The sequence below is a fragment of the Variovorax sp. PBL-E5 genome (assembly GCF_901827185.1).
Taxonomy (GTDB): Bacteria; Pseudomonadota; Gammaproteobacteria; order Burkholderiales; family Burkholderiaceae_C; genus Variovorax.
The window spans coordinates 5,491,174-5,509,470 of sequence record NZ_LR594671.1; the positions used below are offsets into that span (position 1 = coordinate 5,491,174).

Sequence of the window (18,297 nt, forward strand, 5' to 3'; positions counted from 1 at the left end):
TTCTTCTATCGGGCGGGCGGCGCGCTCAGGGCTTCGGGCAGCAGGCGGCGCGGCACCTTCGTGATTTTGGGGTCGGTCCAGGTGCCGTCGATATGGAATTCCTGCGTCGTCGCCGCGATCAGCGGCTTGCTCAGCACCATCTGCGCGAGGAAGGTGCCCAGACCGATGGCGGGATTGATCGCGGTCGCCACCAGCGCCGCGGTGCCGGCATTGATCTCGGGCACCACGACCACGCGCAGCTCCTGTGTCTCGTGCGCGATGTCGGCCGAGCCGTCCATCAGCACGGCGGCATTGACGCCCTTCATCTGCAGGTTGTTGGTGGTGGCGACGCCGCGCGCGACCTTGGCATCGCCGCGCAGGAAATCGAAGGCGAAGCCCTGGCTGAAGATGTCGCGGAAGTCGAGCGTCAAGCGGCGCGGCAAGGCCTGCAGGCTGAGCACGCCGAGCAGCTTGGCGATGCCGGGCTCGGCCTTGAGGAACTGGCCGGACTCGACGTTGACCTGCAACTGCCCGCCCAGGCTCGGATAGTCGAGCGAGAAGGGCGAGCCGACCCATTGCAGCTGGCCGTCGAGCCGGCCGCGGCCGCGCCGCACCACGTCCTTCATGCCGAAGCGGTTGAGCAGCGCACCGGCATCGCTGATCTCGAGCTTGAAGTCCATGGTGGTGCGGCGCGGCTCGATGTGGCCGCCGACAGGCGCCGCGCCCGGTGGCGCCACCCAGCTGCCCTGTGCGGAGAAGGTGGCATCGGGCGTGGTGAAGGCCAGCTTGTTGAGCCGCCATTCGCGGTCTGCGCCGCCGCGGTTGACGGCGTCGATCTCGGCGCGGCCGAGGCGCCGGCCGAGCAGTTCGAAATCGTCGACCACGATGTCGAGGGCGGGCAGCGTGCTGGGCTGCTCGTCGAGCAGCGACTCGACCGCGGTGGCCTCGCTCGGCGCGATCTTGAGCCGCGCGAGCCGGGCGTAGAGGCGTCCGGCCTGCGCCGGGCGGTATTCCGCATAGCCGCTGAGTTCGGTGGCATCGATGTTGCCGCGCCAGAGCGCGCCGTCGCGCGTGGCGCCGAGCACCACGTCGTGCAGCGTGCGTCCGCCGACCACGAGTTCCCGCGCGCGCACGGCGAGCGTGTTCGGCACGTAGGACGAGGCATCGTCGGCCGCGCCCGTGTTCTCGGCCGCCTCGGGCGCCTTGCCGGTGGCCTCGCCGAAGAGCGCCTGCCACGCCGGCACGTCGAGCCGCGCGAGCTGGATGTTGGCGGCCACGCCGCGCTCCGGCAGGGCGGCGGATTCGTCGGACGCGAGGCCGACGGCGATGCTGCCGCGCAGCACGCGAGCCTGGCTGCCCGAGATGTCGCGCACATAGGAGGCCGATCCGACGCGGCCGAGTTCGACGCTGATCTGGTCGCGCACCGGCGCCGAAGCGCCAGCGGCGCGGGCGTCGCGCTGCACGATCTTCTTCTCGATGCGAAGTGACATCTGCTCGTCGGCCGCCTTGACCAGCGGCGCGGGCAATTGCAGCGACAGCCCCTGCAGGTTGCTGGTCAGCGAGAACTCGGAGGCGCCGTCGCGCGCCGAGAAAGCCGCAGCGTAGGCCGTGCTGCCGCCGGCATGCTTGGCCAGACGTGCCAGCCAGTCGACCTCGCCGGCCGCGCGCAGGCCCTCAGCACTCGCGGTGCCTTGCGCGCGCAGGTTCAGTTCCTGGGTGGCGCCGTAGCGGCCGCCGCCATCCACGCGCACCGCGCCGCCCACGGCCCGGGCCCGCACGTCCGCCAGCGAGAAGCCGCTCTCGGTGAAGTTCAGCGTGCCGCGCACCTGGCTGAAGGCCGGCGCCTCGGGCACCAGCTGGAGATCGTTGTCGGCCAGGGTGATGCTGGCCTGGACCTTCGGCTTGTCGAGGCTGGCGAGCGGCAGTTCGAGATGCAGCCGGTAGTCGGCGCTGCCGGTGGCGCGGGCGCGCGCCAGCGCGGCGCCGGTCTCGCCGGCCAGCGGCGTGCCCACGCGCAGCAGCTCGGCGAGCGGGCCCTTGGCCTGCGCATCGAGGCGCAGCAAGGGCGCGCGGTGCGACATGTCGGCGATCTGCGCGTCGGCCTTGGCGACCTCGATGCCGGGCGCGCCGGCGATGCGTCCGTGCGCATTGCGCACCTGCATGCCGGCGCGTTCGAAGACCAGCTCGCCGGCGAGGCCGTTGAGCGCGGGCCAGGACTTGGCCGAGCCCGGCGCCGGTGGCACGTAGGCATAGGTCACGTCCGCCACGCGCGCGGCGATGCGGAACTCGCCTTGCCGCGGATCCATGAAGGGCATGTCGTGCAGGTCGCCCTTGACCTTGAAGTCGACGCTGCTGGCCGTGCCCTTGACGACCGCGTCGCGCACGTAGTCGCGCGTGTGCTTCGGGATGTGCAGCGGCAAGTAGCGGAACACGCGGGTGCCGTCGGCGCGTGTCAGCTTGCCCTGCAGGTCGAGCACGCCGGGAAAGCGCGAGCCGCCGCGCGACTGCGCCGGATCGCTGGTGCGCCAAGTGGCCTGGGCCTCGCCCTCGGCATCGGCATTGGCGAAGCGCAGGCCGGCAACCTGGAGTTGCGCGTTGCCGCGATCGAACTTCCACTGCAGCTGGGTGGAGAGCTGGTCGACCGGGACCATCGGCTCCTCGAACACGCCGGGCAGGTCGAGCGCACCGTTGGCGATCGAGACCGTGGCGCTGCCGCCGGCCTGGGTGGCGTCGAATTCGATCGTCGCGCCGCGCACACCGGGCGTGCCGGCCTGCGGTGAGGCGTCCGCCGTCGCCGACGCGGCGCTGGCCGCCGGCACTGCGGGCGTCGCGGCCGCGGCAGGCTGGGACGCGATGCTGAACGCGCTCATCCGGCCGCGCGCCTGGTACTTGTCGGGCGCGCCGAGCGAGCCCTGCCAGCTGGCGTCGATGCGCTCGACCAGTCCGCGCGGGCCGTAGTCCTCGATCAGCTTGCGCGTGGCTTCGCCGAGCGGCAGCCGGTCGGCGATCATGGCCAGCGCCGCGAGGTCGAGCCGGTCGGCGCGCAGCGCGCCGCGTTCCGCGGCATGGCCCTTCGCGGGCGTGTGCTGGAACCAGAGATTGCCGCCGGGCCAGCGCATGCCGTCGGCGGTGTCGAACTGCAGGTCGGTGGTGGAGAACTCGAGCGTGTCGTCGGTCAGCCGGCCCGCAAGACGGCCGCTGACGTCGCGCAGCACCAGCGGCTGCAGACCCTTGCCGAGCGAGGTGTCGATGCGCGCCAGCGCCAGGTCGACGGCGCCGCCCGCGATCTCGCCGTCGCGGATGTCGGCCCACAGGCGCACCGCGCCCTCGCCTTCGTGGATCCGCGCATCGAGATCGACGTAACTGCCGAGACGCGTGACATTGAAATGCGGAAGCTCCGCGTAGGCTTCGCCGCTCCAGCTCTGCCAATTGCCGCTGCGCATGGACAGCAGGGGCTGGCGGAACTGGCCGCGAAAGGTGAAGCGATCGCCCCAGCCGGCGGGCGGCGTGGCGTCGAGCCGCAACGCATGACGCCGGCTGCCGTTGCGGGCGATGAACTGCACGTCGGTCAGCAGGATCGGATCGGCGCCGCGCCGTTCGTCGGTCCAGCGCACGATGCCGCCCCGGATGACGAACTCGCGCTGTGCGAAGAACCAGTCGGCGGCGTCGCCGTTGCCGCTGTTCGTCTCGGTCGACATGTCCAGCCCCGCCACGTGGAGCCGGCCTGCGGCGTCGCGGCGCACGTCCAGCTGCGGCTGCTCGATGTAGAGCTGCTCGAAATTCAGCCGCCACAGAGAGCGCGGCGACACGCTCGCGACCACCCGCGCGAGGCGCAGCGCATCGCGGTGCTGCGCATCCTGCAATACCACGTCGCGCAACTCGAAGGAAGGAAACAGGCCGCTCGAACTGGCGCTGATCGACCCGATGCGCACGGGTACCCCGATGGCCCGGCTGGCTTGCGCCTCCAGCGCACCACGGTAATCGCCGATTCGCGGCACAATCCAGCTGTGTAGGACAACGACTGACAGCGCAAGCAGCAGCCATGCACCGATCAGCAAACCCAGAAGCCAGCGCGCCGTGACAGCGGTGATCTTGAGCAGACGTGAAGGGGAAGACGTCGTGTCGTTCATTGAGGATCGCGCTGTGCCAGGAATTATGACCGCCAGTTCCAAGCCCGGTTCCACCGAAACCGACGCCACCGCGCGTCGGCCGAATTCACCGACGCTGTCCGACTACTCGCGCTTCGTGCAGCGGTTGCGGCGCCGCTATGCCGGCGAGCTCGCGCTGCTGCCGCCGGGCGAGCCGGTGCACGCGCACATGGCCGCGGCCTTCGATGCCTTGCGAGAGCGCGGCGACAGCACCGCCGATGCGCTGCGCACCGTGCGGCAGCTGGTGATGGAGCGGCTCGTCACGCTGGACTGCGACGCGCAGGCGCCACTCGCGGTGGTCACCGCCGCGGTCACGCAACTGGCCGAGTTCGCACTGGACGTCGCCTGCCGCGAGGCCTGCGCCGAACTCGACGCGGTGCATGGCGCGCCCCTCGGCCCCGAGGGGCGGCGGGCGCAGCTCTGGGTCGTGGGCATGGGCAAGCTCGGCGCGCGCGAGCTCAACGTGTCGAGCGACATCGACCTGATCTATCTCTACGACCACGACGGCGAAACCGCGGGCAATGCAGAAGGCCGCGCGCGGCTGTCGAACCAGGAGTACTTCGCGCGCGCGGTCAAGCGCATCTACGCGCTGGTCGGCGACATCACCGAGCATGGCTTCGTGTTCCGCGTCGACCTCGCGCTGCGACCCAACGGCAACTCCGGCCCCAGCGTGGTGTCGCTCGACGCGCTCGAGGAATATTTCCAGGTACAGGGCCGCGAATGGGAGCGCTTCGCCTGGATGAAGAGCCGCGTGGTCGCGCCGCGTTCGGTGGTGGTGGACGGTTCGGCCCAGGCGCTGCGCGGCGTGGTGCTGCCCTTCGTATTCCGCCGCTACCTCGATTACAGCGTGTTCGATGCCTTGCGCACGCTGCACCGGCAGATCCGCGAACAGGCCGCGCGCCGCAGCGCCGGCCGGCCCGAACGGGCGAACGACGTCAAGCTCTCGCGCGGCGGCATTCGCGAGATCGAGTTCACGGTTCAGCTGCTGCAGGTGGTGCGCGGCGGCCAGTTCCCCGAACTGCGCACACGGCCCACGCTCGATGCGCTGCAGCGCGTGGCGCGCGCCAACCTGATGCCGCAGGAAACCGCCGATGCGCTCGCCGCGGCCTACGAGTTCCTGCGCCGGGTCGAGCACCGAATCCAGTACCTCGACGACCAGCAGACGCATGCGCTGCCGGTGAACGACGACGATCTGCGCTGGATCGCGCAATCGATGGGCTATGCCGACTGCGGCCCCTTCCTCGCGCAGCTCGACACGCACCGCGAGTTCGTCGCCCAGGAATTCGACAAGCTGCTGGGCGAGAAGAAGCCCTGCACGCGCTGCAACGGCGGCAATTCGACCACGACGCCGGCCGACCTGACCGACCTGATCGAGCAGCTGCCGCCGGCCTTCGCCGAACGCATCCAGGCCTGGCGCGACAACCCGCGCGTGCTGGCGCTGCGCGACGACACGCGCGCGCGCCTGCGTCAGCTGATCCAGCGCACCGCGCAATGGCTGCGCGAGCCCGACAGCGAGGCCGCGGGACACATCAGCCACCATGTGGACGCGGCGCTGCGCTGGGCCGACTGGATCGAGCCGCTGATGCGGCGCGAGAGCTACATCGCGCTGCTGGTGGAGCGGCCCGCGGTGCAGGAGCGGCTGTTGCGCCTGCTGGGCTCCGCCAGGTGGCCGGCGCGCTACCTGATGCAGCATCCCGGCGTGATCGACGAACTCGCCAGCGACGAGATGCTGGCCGGGCGCTTCGTGGCCGCCGAATTCGAGCGCGAGCTGGAAGACCGCCACCAGGCGCTGACCCGGACCGGCGAGGCCGACGAGGAGCGCCTGCTCAACCTGCTGCGCCATGCGCACCATGCGGAGCTGTTCCGTACGCTGGCGCGCGACGTCGATGGCCGCATCACCGTCGAGCAGGTGGCCGACGATCTGAGCGCGCTGGCCGACACGGTGCTGCGCACCACCGCGCGCTGGTGCTGGCCGCATGTGCGCAACCCGCACCGCGCGACGCCGCAGTTCGCGATCATCGGCTACGGCAAGCTGGGCGGCAAGGAACTCGGCTACGGCAGCGACCTCGACATCGTGTTCGTCTACGACGACGACGACGAGCGCGCCAGCGAGGTCTACCCGGCCTATGTGCGCAAGCTGATCAACTGGCTCACGGTGCAGACCCGCGAGGGCGACCTGTTCGAGATCGACACCGCGCTGCGCCCCAACGGCAACTCGGGCCTCTTGACGACGAGCTTCGAGGCCTACGAGAAATACCAGCTGGGCCGCGGCAGCAACACCGCATGGACCTGGGAGCATCAGGCCATGACGCGCGCGCGCTGCATTCCCATGACCGCCGCGCAGGACGGCGAGGACGGCATGGCCTTCGGCGCGCGTTTCGACCGCGTGCGCGAGGCCGTCATCACCGCACCGCGCGACCGCGAGGCGCTCAAGGCCGAGATCGTCGCGATGCGCGACAAGGTGCGCGCGGGGCGGCCGGTCAAGGCCGATCGCTTCGACGTCAAGCACAGCGCGGGCGGCATGGTCGATGCGGAATTCGCGGTGCAGTTCCTCGTGCTGTCCGCCGCGCGCGAGCATCCCGAACTGGTGCCCAACCTCGGCAACATCGCGCTCTTGCTGCGCGCCGAGAACGCCGGGCTGCTGCCCGAAGGCATCGGCCGCAACGCGGCCGCCGCCTACCGCGAACTGCGGCGCGTGCAGCACCGGGCGCGGCTCAACGAAGAGCCGACGCAGGTGCCGATGGACTCGCTCGCGACCGAACGCGGGGCCATGCTGGCCTTGTGGAAGGTGGTGTTTGGCTAAGGGCTTGCGGCGACCCTCCGCGGGGGCGTGGATCGCCGCCGCCACGCTCGCGTTGCTCGCAGGCTGCGCGAGCGGGCCGCGCGGCGGCTCGAGCATCGGCCGCGACGGTGCCGACGCCCATCCGCCGGCGGGTCTGACACAGGTGCCCGACGCCGAGCCGCGCATCGAGCCCATCCGTGCCAGCGGCAGCACCAGCAAGCCCTATGCCGTGCTCGGCCAGACCTATGTGCCGATCGTCGACGACCGGCCGTTCCACGAGACCGGCCTCGCCTCGTGGTATGGCCGCAAGTTCCACAGCCAGTCCACCGCCAGCGGCGAGCCCTACGACATGTATGCGATGACGGCCGCGCACAAGACGCTGCCGCTGCCGAGCTATGTGCGCGTGCGCAATCCGGCCAACGGGCGCGAGGTGATCGTGCGGGTGAACGACCGCGGCCCTTTTCACGAGGACCGGATCATCGACCTGAGCTATACCGCGGCGCTCAAGCTCGACCTGCTGCGCGGCGTGGCGCCGGTGGAGATCGAGCGCATCACGAACGAGGACATCCGCACCGGCGCCTGGCGGCGCGACAACACGGACGCGGCGGCACTGGCGCAGCGCGCGCCGGCCGCCACGCCGCCTTCGCTGTCGTCTTCGTCCGTACCCGCACCGGACAGCGTCGCCGTGCCCGCGGTGTTCACGAGCCCGGTGGTCGCGCCGCCGCAGGCCGAGCCGACGGCGCTCGCGGCCCTGCCGCCGCTGGCGCCGGAGGCGATGCCGGCCGCAGCGCCGCCCCCGCCATCCTCGTCATCGCCGCGGGCGGCTCCCGCCTCGGCGCCGCCGGGCTTCTGGGTGCAACTGGGCGCGTTCAGCCAGAATGACGGCGCCCTGCGCTTGCAGGCGCAGGTGGCCCACGGCCTGCCGTCGCTGGCGGCCTCGCTCAACATCTTCAGCGAACGCGGCACGCACCGGCTGCAGGCCGGGCCCTATGCCTCGCGCGAGCTGGCGCGCGATACGGCGGAGCAGGTGCGCAACGGCCTGCAGCTCGCACCGATGATCGTCGAGCACCGCTGACCATCGAGGCCCGCCGCCGCGGCGCTCAGGCCGGGGGCGATCTTCAAGCGCCTTGGTATTCGGGCCTCGGACCCAGCGAAGCCGCGAGCTCCTTGCGGTAGCGATTGAGTTCCTGCACGGTCTTGAAGCTGCGGTTCATGAGCAGGCTCAGGTTGTGCAGGATGCGTTCGCCGACCTTGTTTTCCCACACGGCATCGAACTTGATCTGCTTGTCGAGCCAGTGCTCGAGCCAGTCCGGATCGGGCACGCGGCTCTGAATGGTGTCGTTGGGGAACAGCGCCCGGTTGACGTGCAGGTTGGTCGGGTGCAGCGCCTGCGCGGTCCGGCGCGCGCTGGCCATCAGGACGCCGACCTTGGTGAAGGCCGAACGCGCCTCGTCACCGAACTTTTCCAGCGCGCGCCTCATGTAGCGCAGATAGGCGCCGCCATGGCGCGCTTCGTCCTGGCTCAGCGTGGTGTAGATGTGCTTGATGACCGGCTCGGTATGCCACTCGGCCGCGCGGCGATACCAGTGGTTGAGGCGGATCTCGCCGCAGAAATGCAGCATGAGCGTCTCGAGCGGCGGCGCGGGGTCGAAGTCGAAGCGCACATCGTGCAGCTCCTGTTCGGTCGGCGCGTGCTTCGGGCTGAAGCGCTTGAGATATTCCATCAGTACCAGCGAATGCTTCTGCTCCTCGAAGAACCAGATCGACATGAAGGCCGAGAAGTCGCTGTCGTGCCGGTTGTCGCGCAGGAACATCTCGGTGGCCGGCAATGCCGCCCATTCGGTGATGGCATTCATCTTGATGGTGGTGGCCTGCTCGTCGGAGAGCTTGCCTGCATCGAAAGACTGCCACGGAATATCCTTGTCCATGTCCCATCGGACGGATTCGAGTTGTCTGAAGAGTTCCGGGTAGAGCATCAATGTCTTTCTTTGGCCGACGGATTTTAGTCGGGGGGTTTGGCGCGTCGGTGACAAGCGCGCGATGATGCGAATACGCGCGCCGGGGTGGGCGCGGATCCATGCTCCTTTCACCGAGGAAACCCGCCATGCGAATCTCCCTCCGGCCGTCAATGACTCTTTCTGCGGCAGCCCTGTGTGCGGCTTGCCTGCTTCCGACCGGCGCCAGCGCCCAGACACAGGCAGCGGCGAGCTGTCCGGCCATCCTGCAGCACACCTTTTTGCGCTTGCAGGACGAAAAGCCCCAGGCGCTGTGCCAGTACGCCGGCAAGGTCGTGCTGGTCGTCAATACGGCGAGCTTCTGCAGTTTCACGCCGCAATACAAGGGGCTGGAAGCGCTCGACAGCAAATACCGCGCGCGCGGCTTCGTGGTGCTCGGCTTTCCGTCCAACGATTTTGCGCAGGAATCCGGCTCCAACAAGGAAATTGCCGACTTCTGCGAGAACACCTTCGGCGTGAAATTTCCGATGTTCGCCAAGTCCTCCGTGCGCGGCGCGGACGCCAATCCCCTGTTCAAGCAATTGGCGCAGATCTCCGGGACCACGCCCAAATGGAATTTCTACAAATACCTGATCGATCGTGACGGCAAGGTCGTCGATTCCTATTCGAGCCTGACTTCGCCGGAAGACCGCCGCTTCGTCAGCGAGCTGGAAAAGCAACTCGGCCCGAACTGACACGGAACGGTTTCGCCGTCATGGGGCAGTTTGTCACAAATGCTTACCAATGCCGCGGGAACCCCACCGGGGGGCTTCGCTCATAACGGTTCCGGGTCTTCCTGGCCCGGACTTTTTTCATGTTGCGAGGTCTTCCGGGCGCCTGCCGCCCGGTCGAAATCCCGGGGCGATTCTCCTCCTCCTCCCTCCCTCCCTCTTTCGCGTCGGGGCGCCTCGCAACATTTTTGTATTCCGCCGGAGTTCAAAAAAGAAGGCGCCTTGCGGCGCCTTCTTCATCATCAGGGCTGGGTGTCGGCGAAGCTGGGTCGCAGCATCAGCTTGTCATAGAGACGCACGAGGTTGGGATGGTCGGCACGCCAGTCGACTTCCGGAAAGCGAAACCCGATCCAGCCGAGCGCGCAGCCGACCGCGATGTCCGACAGACTCAGGTGAATGCCGCTGCAAAAAGGCTTCTCGGCCAATCCCTTGGCCATCGCGGCGATCCCGCTTTCGACCTTCGCGCGCTGGCGATCGATCCAGGCCTGGCTGCGCTCGCCATCACTGCGTTTCGCCCAGGTCGCCTCGAGGCGCCAGAGCACACCGGCATCGACCACGCCGTCGGCCAGCGCTTCCCAGGTCTTGACCTCGGCGCGCTCGCGGCCTTGCTGCGGGATCAGCTTGCCGACCGGCGACAGGGTATCGAGGTATTCGACGATCACGCGTGAATCGAACATGGCCTCGCTGCCGTCCATGATCAGGCAGGGAACCTTGCCCAGCGGATTGGAACTCGCGATCGAGGTGTCCTCGGACCAGACGTCTTCGATCACGAACTGGTAGTCGAGCCGCTTCTCGGCCATGACCACGCGCACCTTGCGCACGTAGGGGCTGGCTGCGGATCCGATCAGTTTCATGCGGGCTCTCTCCCCCTCGGGGGTCGTCGTTGTGGCATTTCGATTCTAGGTGAAGGCGCACGCCGCGGAATCGTGCCTTTGCCGAGGGCCGGCGCCGCCGCGAGGGACGAAATTGCTTCCCCCGGGACGCCACCTAAAATTCGGCCATGAGCTTCTCCACTGTCTCCGCCCTTTCCCCCCTCGACGGTCGCTATGCGGCCAAGCTCTCGGCATTGCGGCCGCTGATGAGCGAACAGGGCTACATGCACCGGCGGGTGCAGGTCGAAGTCGCCTGGTTCATCGCGCTGTCGGACTGCGGCTTTCCCGAATTCAAGCCGCTCACCGGCGGCGCACGCAAGTACCTGCTCGGCCTGGTCACGAATTTCTCCGAGGCCGATGCGGTCGCGATCAAGCAGATCGAGAAGACCACCAACCACGACGTGAAGGCCGTCGAATACTGGATCAAGTCGAAGTTCGAGGCGCGGCCCGAACTGCTCTCGGCCTCCGAGTTCGTGCACTTCGCCTGTACCAGCGAGGACATCAACAACACCAGCCACGCGCTGCAGATCCAGGCCGCGCGCGAGAAGGTCATGCTGCCGGCGATCGACGGCCTGATCGCGACGCTGCGCGAGATGGCCGGCAAGTTCGCCGCCGTGCCGATGCTCTCGCGCACGCACGGCCAGACGGCCAGCCCGACCACCGTCGGCAAGGAACTCGCCAACGTCGCCGTGCGCCTGGCGAAGGCGCGCGCGCAGATCGCGTCGGTGCAGTTGCTGGGCAAGATGAACGGTGCGGTCGGCAACTACAACGCGCACCTCGCGGCCTGGCCCGAATTCGACTGGGAGGCGTTCAGCCGCAAGGTCGTCGAGACGCCGGCGCCGCTCGGCCTCGGCCTCAGCTTCCAGCCCTACAGCATCCAGATCGAGCCGCACGACTACATGGCCGAGCTGTTCGATGCAGTGGCGCGCGCCAACACGATCCTGATCGATTTCTCGCGCGACGTCTGGGGCTACGTGGGCCTGGGCTATTTCAAGCAGCGACTGAAGCAGGGCGAGATCGGTTCGTCGACGATGCCGCACAAGGTCAACCCGATCGATTTCGAGAATGCCGAGGGCAATCTCGGCCTCGCGAACGCCTTGCTGCGGCATCTGAGCGAGAAGCTGCCGATCAGCCGCTGGCAGCGCGACCTGTCCGACAGCACCGTGCTGCGCAACGTCGGCGTCGCCTTCGGCTATGCCGTGCTGGCCTACGCGAGCCTCGCGACCGGCCTCGGCAAGCTCGAGCTCAACGAGGAGGCGCTGGCCGCCGACCTCGACGCTTCGTGGGAAGTGCTGGCCGAGCCGATCCAGACCGTGATGCGGCGCTTCGGCGTGCAGGGCGCCTACGAGCGGCTGAAGGAAGTCACGCGCGGCAAGAGCGTCACGGCCGAGGCACTGCATGGGTTGATCCGATCGCTCGAGATCCCCGAGGTCGAGAAAGAGCGGCTGCTGGCGATGACGCCGGCCAGCTACACGGGCAAGGCGGCCGAGCTCGCGCGGCGGGCCTGATGGCCCTCAAGTCCACGATCTTCAAGGCGAACCTCGCCGTCGCCGACATCGACCACAATTACTACGCGGACCACGCGCTGACCCTGGCGCGGCATCCCAGCGAGACCGACGAGCGGATGATGATCCGCCTCGTCGCGCTGGCCCTCAATGCGTACAAGCTGCAGGACGTCTGCCACGGCGACGGCACGCTGGCCTTCGGCGCCGGCCTGTCGAATCCCGACGAGCCCGACCTCTGGCTGCGCGACTTCACCGGCGAGATCAAGCTGTGGATCGAGGTCGGCCAGCCCGAGGACAAGCCCATCATCAAGGCCTGCGGCAGGGCCGACGAGGTCATCGTCTATTGCTTCAATCATGCGGCCGAGATCTGGTGGCGCGGCATCGAGAACAAGCTCACCCGGCCGCAGAACCTGAGCGTGTTCCGCGTACCCACGCTCGCATCGCAATCCCTCGCCGCGCTCGCGCAGCGCTCGATGCAATTGCAGGCCACGGTGCAGGAAGGCGCGCTGATGCTGGGTGATGGCACGCACAGCATCGATATCGAGCTCGTGCGACTGAAGTAACGCCGCCGGCGCGTCCCCGTTCCCGCCCCTTCCAGAAACGCTGCGGATCCGGCTTTGCCGGGCCGCTGGTGTTGCCCCCTGCAAGGGGTTGGCGAAGCGACACGAAGTGCGCGGAGACTGGGGATTACATCATTTTCCCGCAACGCCAGCACTGCTCGAAGCCGCCCTCGACCAGCTCGCCGCAGCTGCATTGCCAGCGCCGCTGCGGACGGTGTTGCAACTCACGCAGAAGACGTTCGGCAAGAGCGAACTGGGCCTCGTCCTCGACCCAGATTTCCGGCAGGCACTGATCGGGCGGCAGCTGGCCCGCTGCGCCGCCGAGGTATTCGCGCTGGACCGACACGGCGACGCCATCCTCGCGCAGCGCATGCGCCCAGAGCGTCGCGATCGCCAGATTGGGAGCTTGGGCGAGGCGGCGCATGAGGACTCAGCCCGCGCCCTCGGGCGGCGCTTCGGCGATCGCGTCATCGGGCCACACGTGCTCGGCCTCGCGCGCCCGCTCGGCGTACTTGTTGAAGCGCCAGGCCGTGTCCTGCATGGTGATGCGGCGCCAGGTGGCGCGCTTCTCGCCCGGCGTCATGGCGGGCCAGTGCTGGACTTCGTCGAAGCTGCGCCCGCAACCCTTGCATTCGTCGTCGCCCTGACTGGTGGAGCAGATGGCAATGCAGGGCGTGTCGGGCGTGGTCTGGTACCAGGCCAGCCACGCGGCCCAGGCTTCGGACGGGAAGCCGACCTCGTCGACCTCATCTTCATGGTGGAACACCATGAGCGCGTAGACCTCCGCCAGCGCGCGCAATTCAGGCGCCAGAGTGATGCCATCGGGCGATGGCTTGAGCTCGCGCCAGTGGTTGATGGCGGCCTCGATGTCGGTGATATGAATGGCGGCCATGGACGGTCTGGAAAGGCGAGCGGGCATCATAGACCGGCAAAGGCCCGCGACCACCGAAGGTTATGGATGCTACCAAAACAATAGCAACAAACGCCCAGTGGACGCGCCTTGTAGATTCATTTTTCTTAAGCCCTCGAAAAAATGCGTTGCCACGCGGACGCCCGGCTGCTCTAATTCCGGCACACGAAGGGGAGTAGCTCCCGTCCGCTTTTCACCAGAGCGGGTATCGCCAGGTCGTCAATACGAAGCATCAAAAACTTCCGGCCTGTCGGGCAGCCCACGCTGCCGAGCAAGACCTTCGATTTGAACCTGCGCAGGTTTGATCGAAGCGATTGCAAGTCCCGGAGCCCCCGGTCCTCATTTCAGCCGCTTCATCCGATCTGCCCGGAATGGATCGAACGAACAGAGGACTTCATGGAACAGTTTCTGACCCCCGAATTCTGGGTCGCCGTCGGCCAGATCATCATGATCGACATCCTGCTGGGCGGCGACAACGCGGTGGTGATCGCGCTGGCTTGCCGCAAGCTGCCGCCGGCACAACGCACGCAGGGCATCCTGTGGGGCACCGCGGGCGCCATCGTGCTGCGCGTGGTACTGATCTTCTTTGCGCTCACGCTGCTGGCAATCCCGTTCCTGAAACTGGCCGGCGCCATCCTGCTGGTATGGATCGGCATCAAGCTGCTGGTACCCGACGCCGACGATCCGCACGGCAGCATCACCGCCAGCGACAAGGTGTGGGCGGCGGTCAAGACCGTGATCGTGGCCGACCTGGTGATGAGCGTGGACAACGTGATCGCCATCGCCGGCGCCGCGCAGGGCGCGAGCGACGGCCACCAGATGCCATTGGTGATCTTCGGCCTGCTGGTCAGCATCCCGATCATCGTCTGGGGCAGCCAGCTGGTCATCAGGCTGATGGACCGCTTCCCCGTGATCATCACGCTCGGCGGCATGCTGCTCGGCTGGATCGCCGGCACCATGGCGGTGTCCGATCCCGCGCTGGTCGACACGGCGCAATGGACCTGGGTGCCCAAGGTGCCGCCGACCGACGCCGCGAAGTACCTGGCCGGCACGGCCGGTGCGCTGCTCGTGCTGGCGATCGGCAAATGGATCGCCGCGCGCAACCCGAAGTCGGCGAACACGGTCACCGCCTGATCCGCGGCCGATGCCTCTCTCACTCTCAGCCACGAAAGAAGGAGCACCCATGGAAAAGATCATCCTCTACGTCGACGACGCGGCCTACGCGCGCGAGTTCATCGCCGGCCTGGCGGCCGATGCGACCCAGGCGGCCCATGCCAGAGGCCCGCACCACTGGGTGCTGGTGGCCTGCGCGCCGCGCATGACGCATCGCATCAGCAAGTGGGTAAGCCACAGCGCGCGAGAAAACTGGCGCGCCAAGTGGTTCGCCAAGGTGCAGGACCAGTTGGTGCCGCTGCTGCAATGCGAAGGCGACCAGGTCACCGCGCTCGTGGCCAAGGGCCCGCTCACCGAGCTCACGCAGCGGCTGAAGCAGGAACACGGCGCCGCGCGGGTGGTCGATGCGCGCCGCCCGAAGATCGGGGCCGAGCTCGAACCGGTCGCGCCGGGTCAGCCGCCCGCGAGCCATTCGGGCTGGGTGCTGCCGGGCGCGATGCTGGGCATGGGCGCGCTGCTGGTGCTGGCCAACGAGCTCGCGGAATAGGCTGCTGCATCCGGTGCACGGGGCGTCAGGTTTGCGGCGCCATGCCCGGTGTATCCTGCGCCGCTATGCGACTTCTCATCAAATGGCTGCTCAGCGCATTGGCGCTGCTCGCGGTGACGTACGTCTACAGCGGCGTGCAGGTGACGAACTTCAGTTCGGCGCTGATCGCCGCGGCAGTGATCGGGCTGCTCAACATGGTCCTGCGGCCGGTGCTGGTGGTGCTCACGCTGCCGGTCACCATCGTCACGCTGGGCCTGTTCCTGTTCGTCATCAACGCGCTGCTGTTCTGGGCCGCGTCGGGCCTGCTCGCTGGCTTCCATGTCAACGGCTTCGTCTCGGCCTTGATCGGCTCGCTGCTCTATTCGGTGATCGGCCTCATCATCGAGGCCGCACTCGGCGGGCTGTTCTCGAAGCGTTGATCGCTGGCCGGCCATCCGGCATGGCACGGGCCGCCGCGCGGCCCGACCTCAGGCGGCACGGCCACGCCCCTGACGCTCGATCGTGATGTCGATCGCCTGCCGTATCCGTTCATACATCTTGCGGCTGCTGAATCTGGCCACCGATGCACGAACCGCGTCGGCGACGGGAAGCAGGGAACGATCATCGACCAGGGCCTGGATACGGCGCGCGAGCGCATCCTCGTCGCCGACCGGATAAAGCCAACCGTTGCAATCCGGCTGGATGATTTCGGTCGGGCCCGAGGGACAGTCGCTGCTGAGGCAAGGAATGCCGTGCGCCATGGCTTCGATCAACACCATCGGAAAACCCTCGAAGGCAGAACACATGACAAGCAGGTCCGCCGTCCCGACCGCATGCCAGGGATCGGACTGCCATCCCAGCCAGTGCAGGCGATCGGCGATGCCGAGCCGCTCGGCCAAGGCCTGCAGCTGGAAGACATCGTCTTCGGACTCTCCCTTGCCGACGAGAACCAATTGCCAATCGCCCGTCACGCGTGCAAGCGCGCGCAGGAGATCGTCGGTGCGCTTCTGTCTTCCGACCATGAGACGCCCTGCATGCAGCAGCCGCAGCGGCCCGCCGGTCGAGCGGGCAAGCCGTGCCGCTGAATCGATGCGCACACCGTTGTAGACGAGGTGCACCCTGTCGGCATCGACGCCGGCGGTCTCCTTCACCGCCGTGGCGATCTGCGAGCTGATGCAGAGGTGGCCATGGGCAAAGCGAAGAAGGCTGGTGCGCTGTTTGTGCGCCGTCGAAAAATGCAGCCACGCCATGACCGGCCGCCGCAGGCGCGCCAGGAACAGGCTCAACCTCAGCAGCGGAATGCTGGAGCCATAGATCGCGATCACGACGTCGGGCCGACGGGTCCTGCAGGCGCCGACGATCGCGGGCAGGCCGGGGATCATCTGCCACTTGAGCGACCTCGGTCCGTTCGCGACCTCGGTATAGAGCAGCCCATCGTGCCAGTGCGCATCCAGAACGCTCGGGCTGAGCGCAAGAATGCGCACTCGGTCGCCGACGGCTTCGGCTTCCTCGGCGAGCATTCGCACGCAGGTCTCGATGCCACCAAGGCCGGACAGCGTGCCGACGACGACCAGGATTTCCATGCGGCAGCGCCCTATTTGAGCGGGGGTTCGGCCGCCTGCTCCTTCACCAGCGCTTCGACCGCGCGCTCGCGGGTGTCGATGATCGACGCCTCGTAGTGGTCGATCGGCGTGCCGCCCGGTTTTTCCTCGCTCTTGCGCACCAGTTCCTGGGCGGCCTTGAGACGGTCGCGCGCGCCCGGGTAATCGAGGATCGCCACGTTGGCCTCGGCGTCGGCGCGCACCGCGCGCAGCGTGTCGTTCTGCGCGTTGTAGAGACTGGACAGCGTGCGCCAAGTGGTCGCGTCGCGCGGATGAACCGCCACCCAGTCGCGCAGCGGCGCCACCATCGGCGTCGGGTTGTGCGTGGCGACCGCAGCCTGAGCGGCCAGCAGCATCTCGGGCCGGTCTTTGGCCTTGGGATCGAGCAGCGCCGCTGCCTTGGGCGCCGCGCCCGCCGCGAGTTCGATTTCGGCGGACAGCAGGCGGGCCAGGCGCGAGCCCGCCGCATCACCGGCCGTCAGCGTGACGAGCCGCTGTGCCTGCGCGCGCGCCGCCCTGAAATCGCGCAGCGCGTTGGCCGACAGCGCCGCCGCGTAGAGCATGCCGGCCTGTTGGGCGGGCGCGCTGCGCGCGAACTCGCCGCTCGATGCCGTGTCGACCCAGAGCCGCAGCATGTCGACGCCGGGCCGCGCCAGCACGCGCGCCCGGGCCGAGATCATCGCGTGGTCCATCGTCAGCGGGATCGCGGCGGCGGCGTTGCCGGCCTTGAACTGGAAGCGCGCCTGCATGTCCGCCATCCGCTCGCTGGTGAGCGGATGGCTGCGCAGGTACGGATAGGAGCCGTTGTCGTTGAGGCGCGCGGCGTATTGCAGCTTCTCGAACATCGCGGCCGCGCCCTGCGGCGCGAAGCCGGCCTGCGTCATCACGCCGAAGCCGATGCGGTCGGCCTCGCGTTCCATGTCACGCGAGAACGCAAGCTGGTTCTGCGCGAACAGCGCCTGGCTGCCGACCAGCACGGCCTGGCCGGCATCCGGATTGCGGCTCTTGGCCGCAGCGATCATGCCGAGCACCATGCCGGCCAGCACCAGCGGCGTCTGCTTGCTCTGCCGCGCCATGATGCGCGAGATGTGGCGCTGCGTGATGTGCGACATCTCGTGGCCGAGCACGGTCGCGAGTTCGTCCGGGCTGCCGACCACCGCGATCAGGCCGAGGTTGAGGCCCATGTAGCCGCCCGGCAGTGCGAACGCATTGATGTCGCGGTCACGGTCCAGCAGGATGGTCCAGGCGAATCGCTCGTCGAGTTCGGGCGTGAGCTCGCCGCGGGTGCGTGCCGCTGCGAGCAGCCGCTGCCAGATGCCGTCCACGTACTCGAGCAGGACGGGGTCGTCGAGGTAGTCGGGATCGCGGTAGATCTCGCGGGCGATCTGGTCGCCGAGATGGCGCTCGGCGCTGGCGGTCATCTCGCCGCCGTCGCCCAGGCCCGGCAGTAACTGGGCGCGGGCCGGCGCAGGCAGCGCGAGCTGCGAGGCGATCAACAGCATCGCGCACAGGGTGCGGAAGAAATCAAGGGGAAAAGGAGTCACGCGTGGCATTCCTCGTCTATGGCTCGGCCTCG

Annotated in this window: 15 protein-coding genes; 8 read left to right on the forward strand and 7 right to left on the reverse strand. The window is 68.2% G+C overall.

Features of this window, described 5'->3' with window-relative positions; translation table 11 throughout:
* Positions 1-5 precede the first annotated feature (5 nt).
* A complete protein-coding gene (locus tag WDLP6_RS26665) occupies positions 6-4,109 on the reverse strand; it encodes a YhdP family protein (protein WP_162594804.1) in 4,104 nt (1,367 codons plus the stop codon).
* A gap of 25 nt (positions 4,110-4,134) precedes the next feature.
* On the opposite strand from WDLP6_RS26665, the gene glnE reads away from it, so the two are divergent.
* Both glnE and WDLP6_RS26675 read left to right on the forward strand, forming a co-directional pair.
* The gene (gene glnE / locus WDLP6_RS26670) at positions 4,135-6,930 is read left to right on the forward strand and encodes a bifunctional [glutamate--ammonia ligase]-adenylyl-L-tyrosine phosphorylase/[glutamate--ammonia-ligase] adenylyltransferase (RefSeq protein ID WP_162594805.1); all 2,796 of its coding nucleotides are present in this window, start codon (positions 4,135-4,137) and stop codon (positions 6,928-6,930) included.
* Between the two features lie 4 nt (positions 6,931-6,934).
* Entirely contained in the window at positions 6,935-7,984 is a 1,050-nt protein-coding gene (locus tag WDLP6_RS26675) for a septal ring lytic transglycosylase RlpA family protein (protein WP_232077337.1), read from the forward strand.
* A 43-nt stretch (positions 7,985-8,027) separates the two neighbouring features.
* Here WDLP6_RS26675 and WDLP6_RS26680 read toward each other — a convergent pair whose 3' ends face one another.
* Entirely contained in the window at positions 8,028-8,885 is an 858-nt protein-coding gene (locus WDLP6_RS26680) for a ferritin-like domain-containing protein (RefSeq protein ID WP_162594807.1), read from the reverse strand.
* A 128-nt stretch (positions 8,886-9,013) separates the two neighbouring features.
* Here WDLP6_RS26680 and WDLP6_RS26685 point away from each other — a divergent pair, with 128 nt between their 5' ends.
* Complete coding sequence (locus WDLP6_RS26685) at positions 9,014-9,598, forward strand: glutathione peroxidase (protein WP_174259908.1); 585 nt, start codon at positions 9,014-9,016, stop codon at positions 9,596-9,598.
* A 278-nt stretch (positions 9,599-9,876) separates the two neighbouring features.
* On the opposite strand, the gene WDLP6_RS26690 is transcribed toward WDLP6_RS26685, so the two are convergent.
* Positions 9,877-10,488, reverse strand: coding sequence for a glutathione S-transferase N-terminal domain-containing protein (locus tag WDLP6_RS26690; protein ID WP_162594808.1), 612 nt, complete (start codon positions 10,486-10,488; stop codon positions 9,877-9,879).
* 146 nt (positions 10,489-10,634) lie between these two features.
* Between WDLP6_RS26690 and purB the strand changes: the two genes are divergently transcribed.
* Positions 10,635-12,014, forward strand: coding sequence for an adenylosuccinate lyase (purB, locus tag WDLP6_RS26695; RefSeq protein WP_162594809.1), 1,380 nt, complete (start codon positions 10,635-10,637; stop codon positions 12,012-12,014).
* Entirely contained in the window at positions 12,014-12,574 is a 561-nt protein-coding gene (locus WDLP6_RS26700) for a YaeQ family protein (protein ID WP_162594810.1), read from the forward strand. The genes purB and WDLP6_RS26700 overlap by 1 nt, the downstream gene beginning before the upstream one ends.
* 124 nt (positions 12,575-12,698) lie before the next feature.
* On the opposite strand, the gene WDLP6_RS26705 is transcribed toward WDLP6_RS26700, so the two are convergent.
* Together WDLP6_RS26705 and WDLP6_RS26710 are read right to left on the reverse strand one after the other, a co-directional pair.
* Complete coding sequence (locus tag WDLP6_RS26705) at positions 12,699-12,995, reverse strand: putative signal transducing protein (protein WP_162570157.1); 297 nt, start codon at positions 12,993-12,995, stop codon at positions 12,699-12,701.
* Between the two features lie 6 nt (positions 12,996-13,001).
* Complete coding sequence (locus WDLP6_RS26710) at positions 13,002-13,463, reverse strand: DUF3717 domain-containing protein (protein ID WP_162594811.1); 462 nt, start codon at positions 13,461-13,463, stop codon at positions 13,002-13,004.
* Between the two features lie 414 nt (positions 13,464-13,877).
* On the opposite strand from WDLP6_RS26710, the gene WDLP6_RS26715 reads away from it, so the two are divergent.
* From WDLP6_RS26715 to WDLP6_RS26725, 3 genes are all read left to right on the forward strand, one after another.
* Positions 13,878-14,615: a TerC family protein gene (locus tag WDLP6_RS26715; protein WP_162570159.1), complete on the forward strand. Its 738-nt coding sequence runs from the start codon at positions 13,878-13,880 to the stop codon at positions 14,613-14,615.
* Between the two features lie 49 nt (positions 14,616-14,664).
* Complete coding sequence (locus WDLP6_RS26720; protein ID WP_162594812.1) at positions 14,665-15,141, forward strand: hypothetical protein; 477 nt, start codon at positions 14,665-14,667, stop codon at positions 15,139-15,141.
* A gap of 65 nt (positions 15,142-15,206) precedes the next feature.
* Positions 15,207-15,560, forward strand: a complete 354-nt coding sequence (locus WDLP6_RS26725) for a phage holin family protein (protein ID WP_162570161.1) — start codon at positions 15,207-15,209, stop codon at positions 15,558-15,560.
* Positions 15,561-15,608: 48 nt separating this feature from the next.
* On the opposite strand, the gene WDLP6_RS26730 is transcribed toward WDLP6_RS26725, so the two are convergent.
* Complete coding sequence (locus tag WDLP6_RS26730; protein WP_162594813.1) at positions 15,609-16,703, reverse strand: glycosyltransferase; 1,095 nt, start codon at positions 16,701-16,703, stop codon at positions 15,609-15,611.
* Positions 16,704-16,714: 11 nt separating this feature from the next.
* A complete protein-coding gene (locus WDLP6_RS26735) occupies positions 16,715-18,274 on the reverse strand; it encodes a M48 family metalloprotease (protein ID WP_162570163.1) in 1,560 nt (519 codons plus the stop codon).
* Positions 18,275-18,297: the final 23 nt, after the last annotated feature.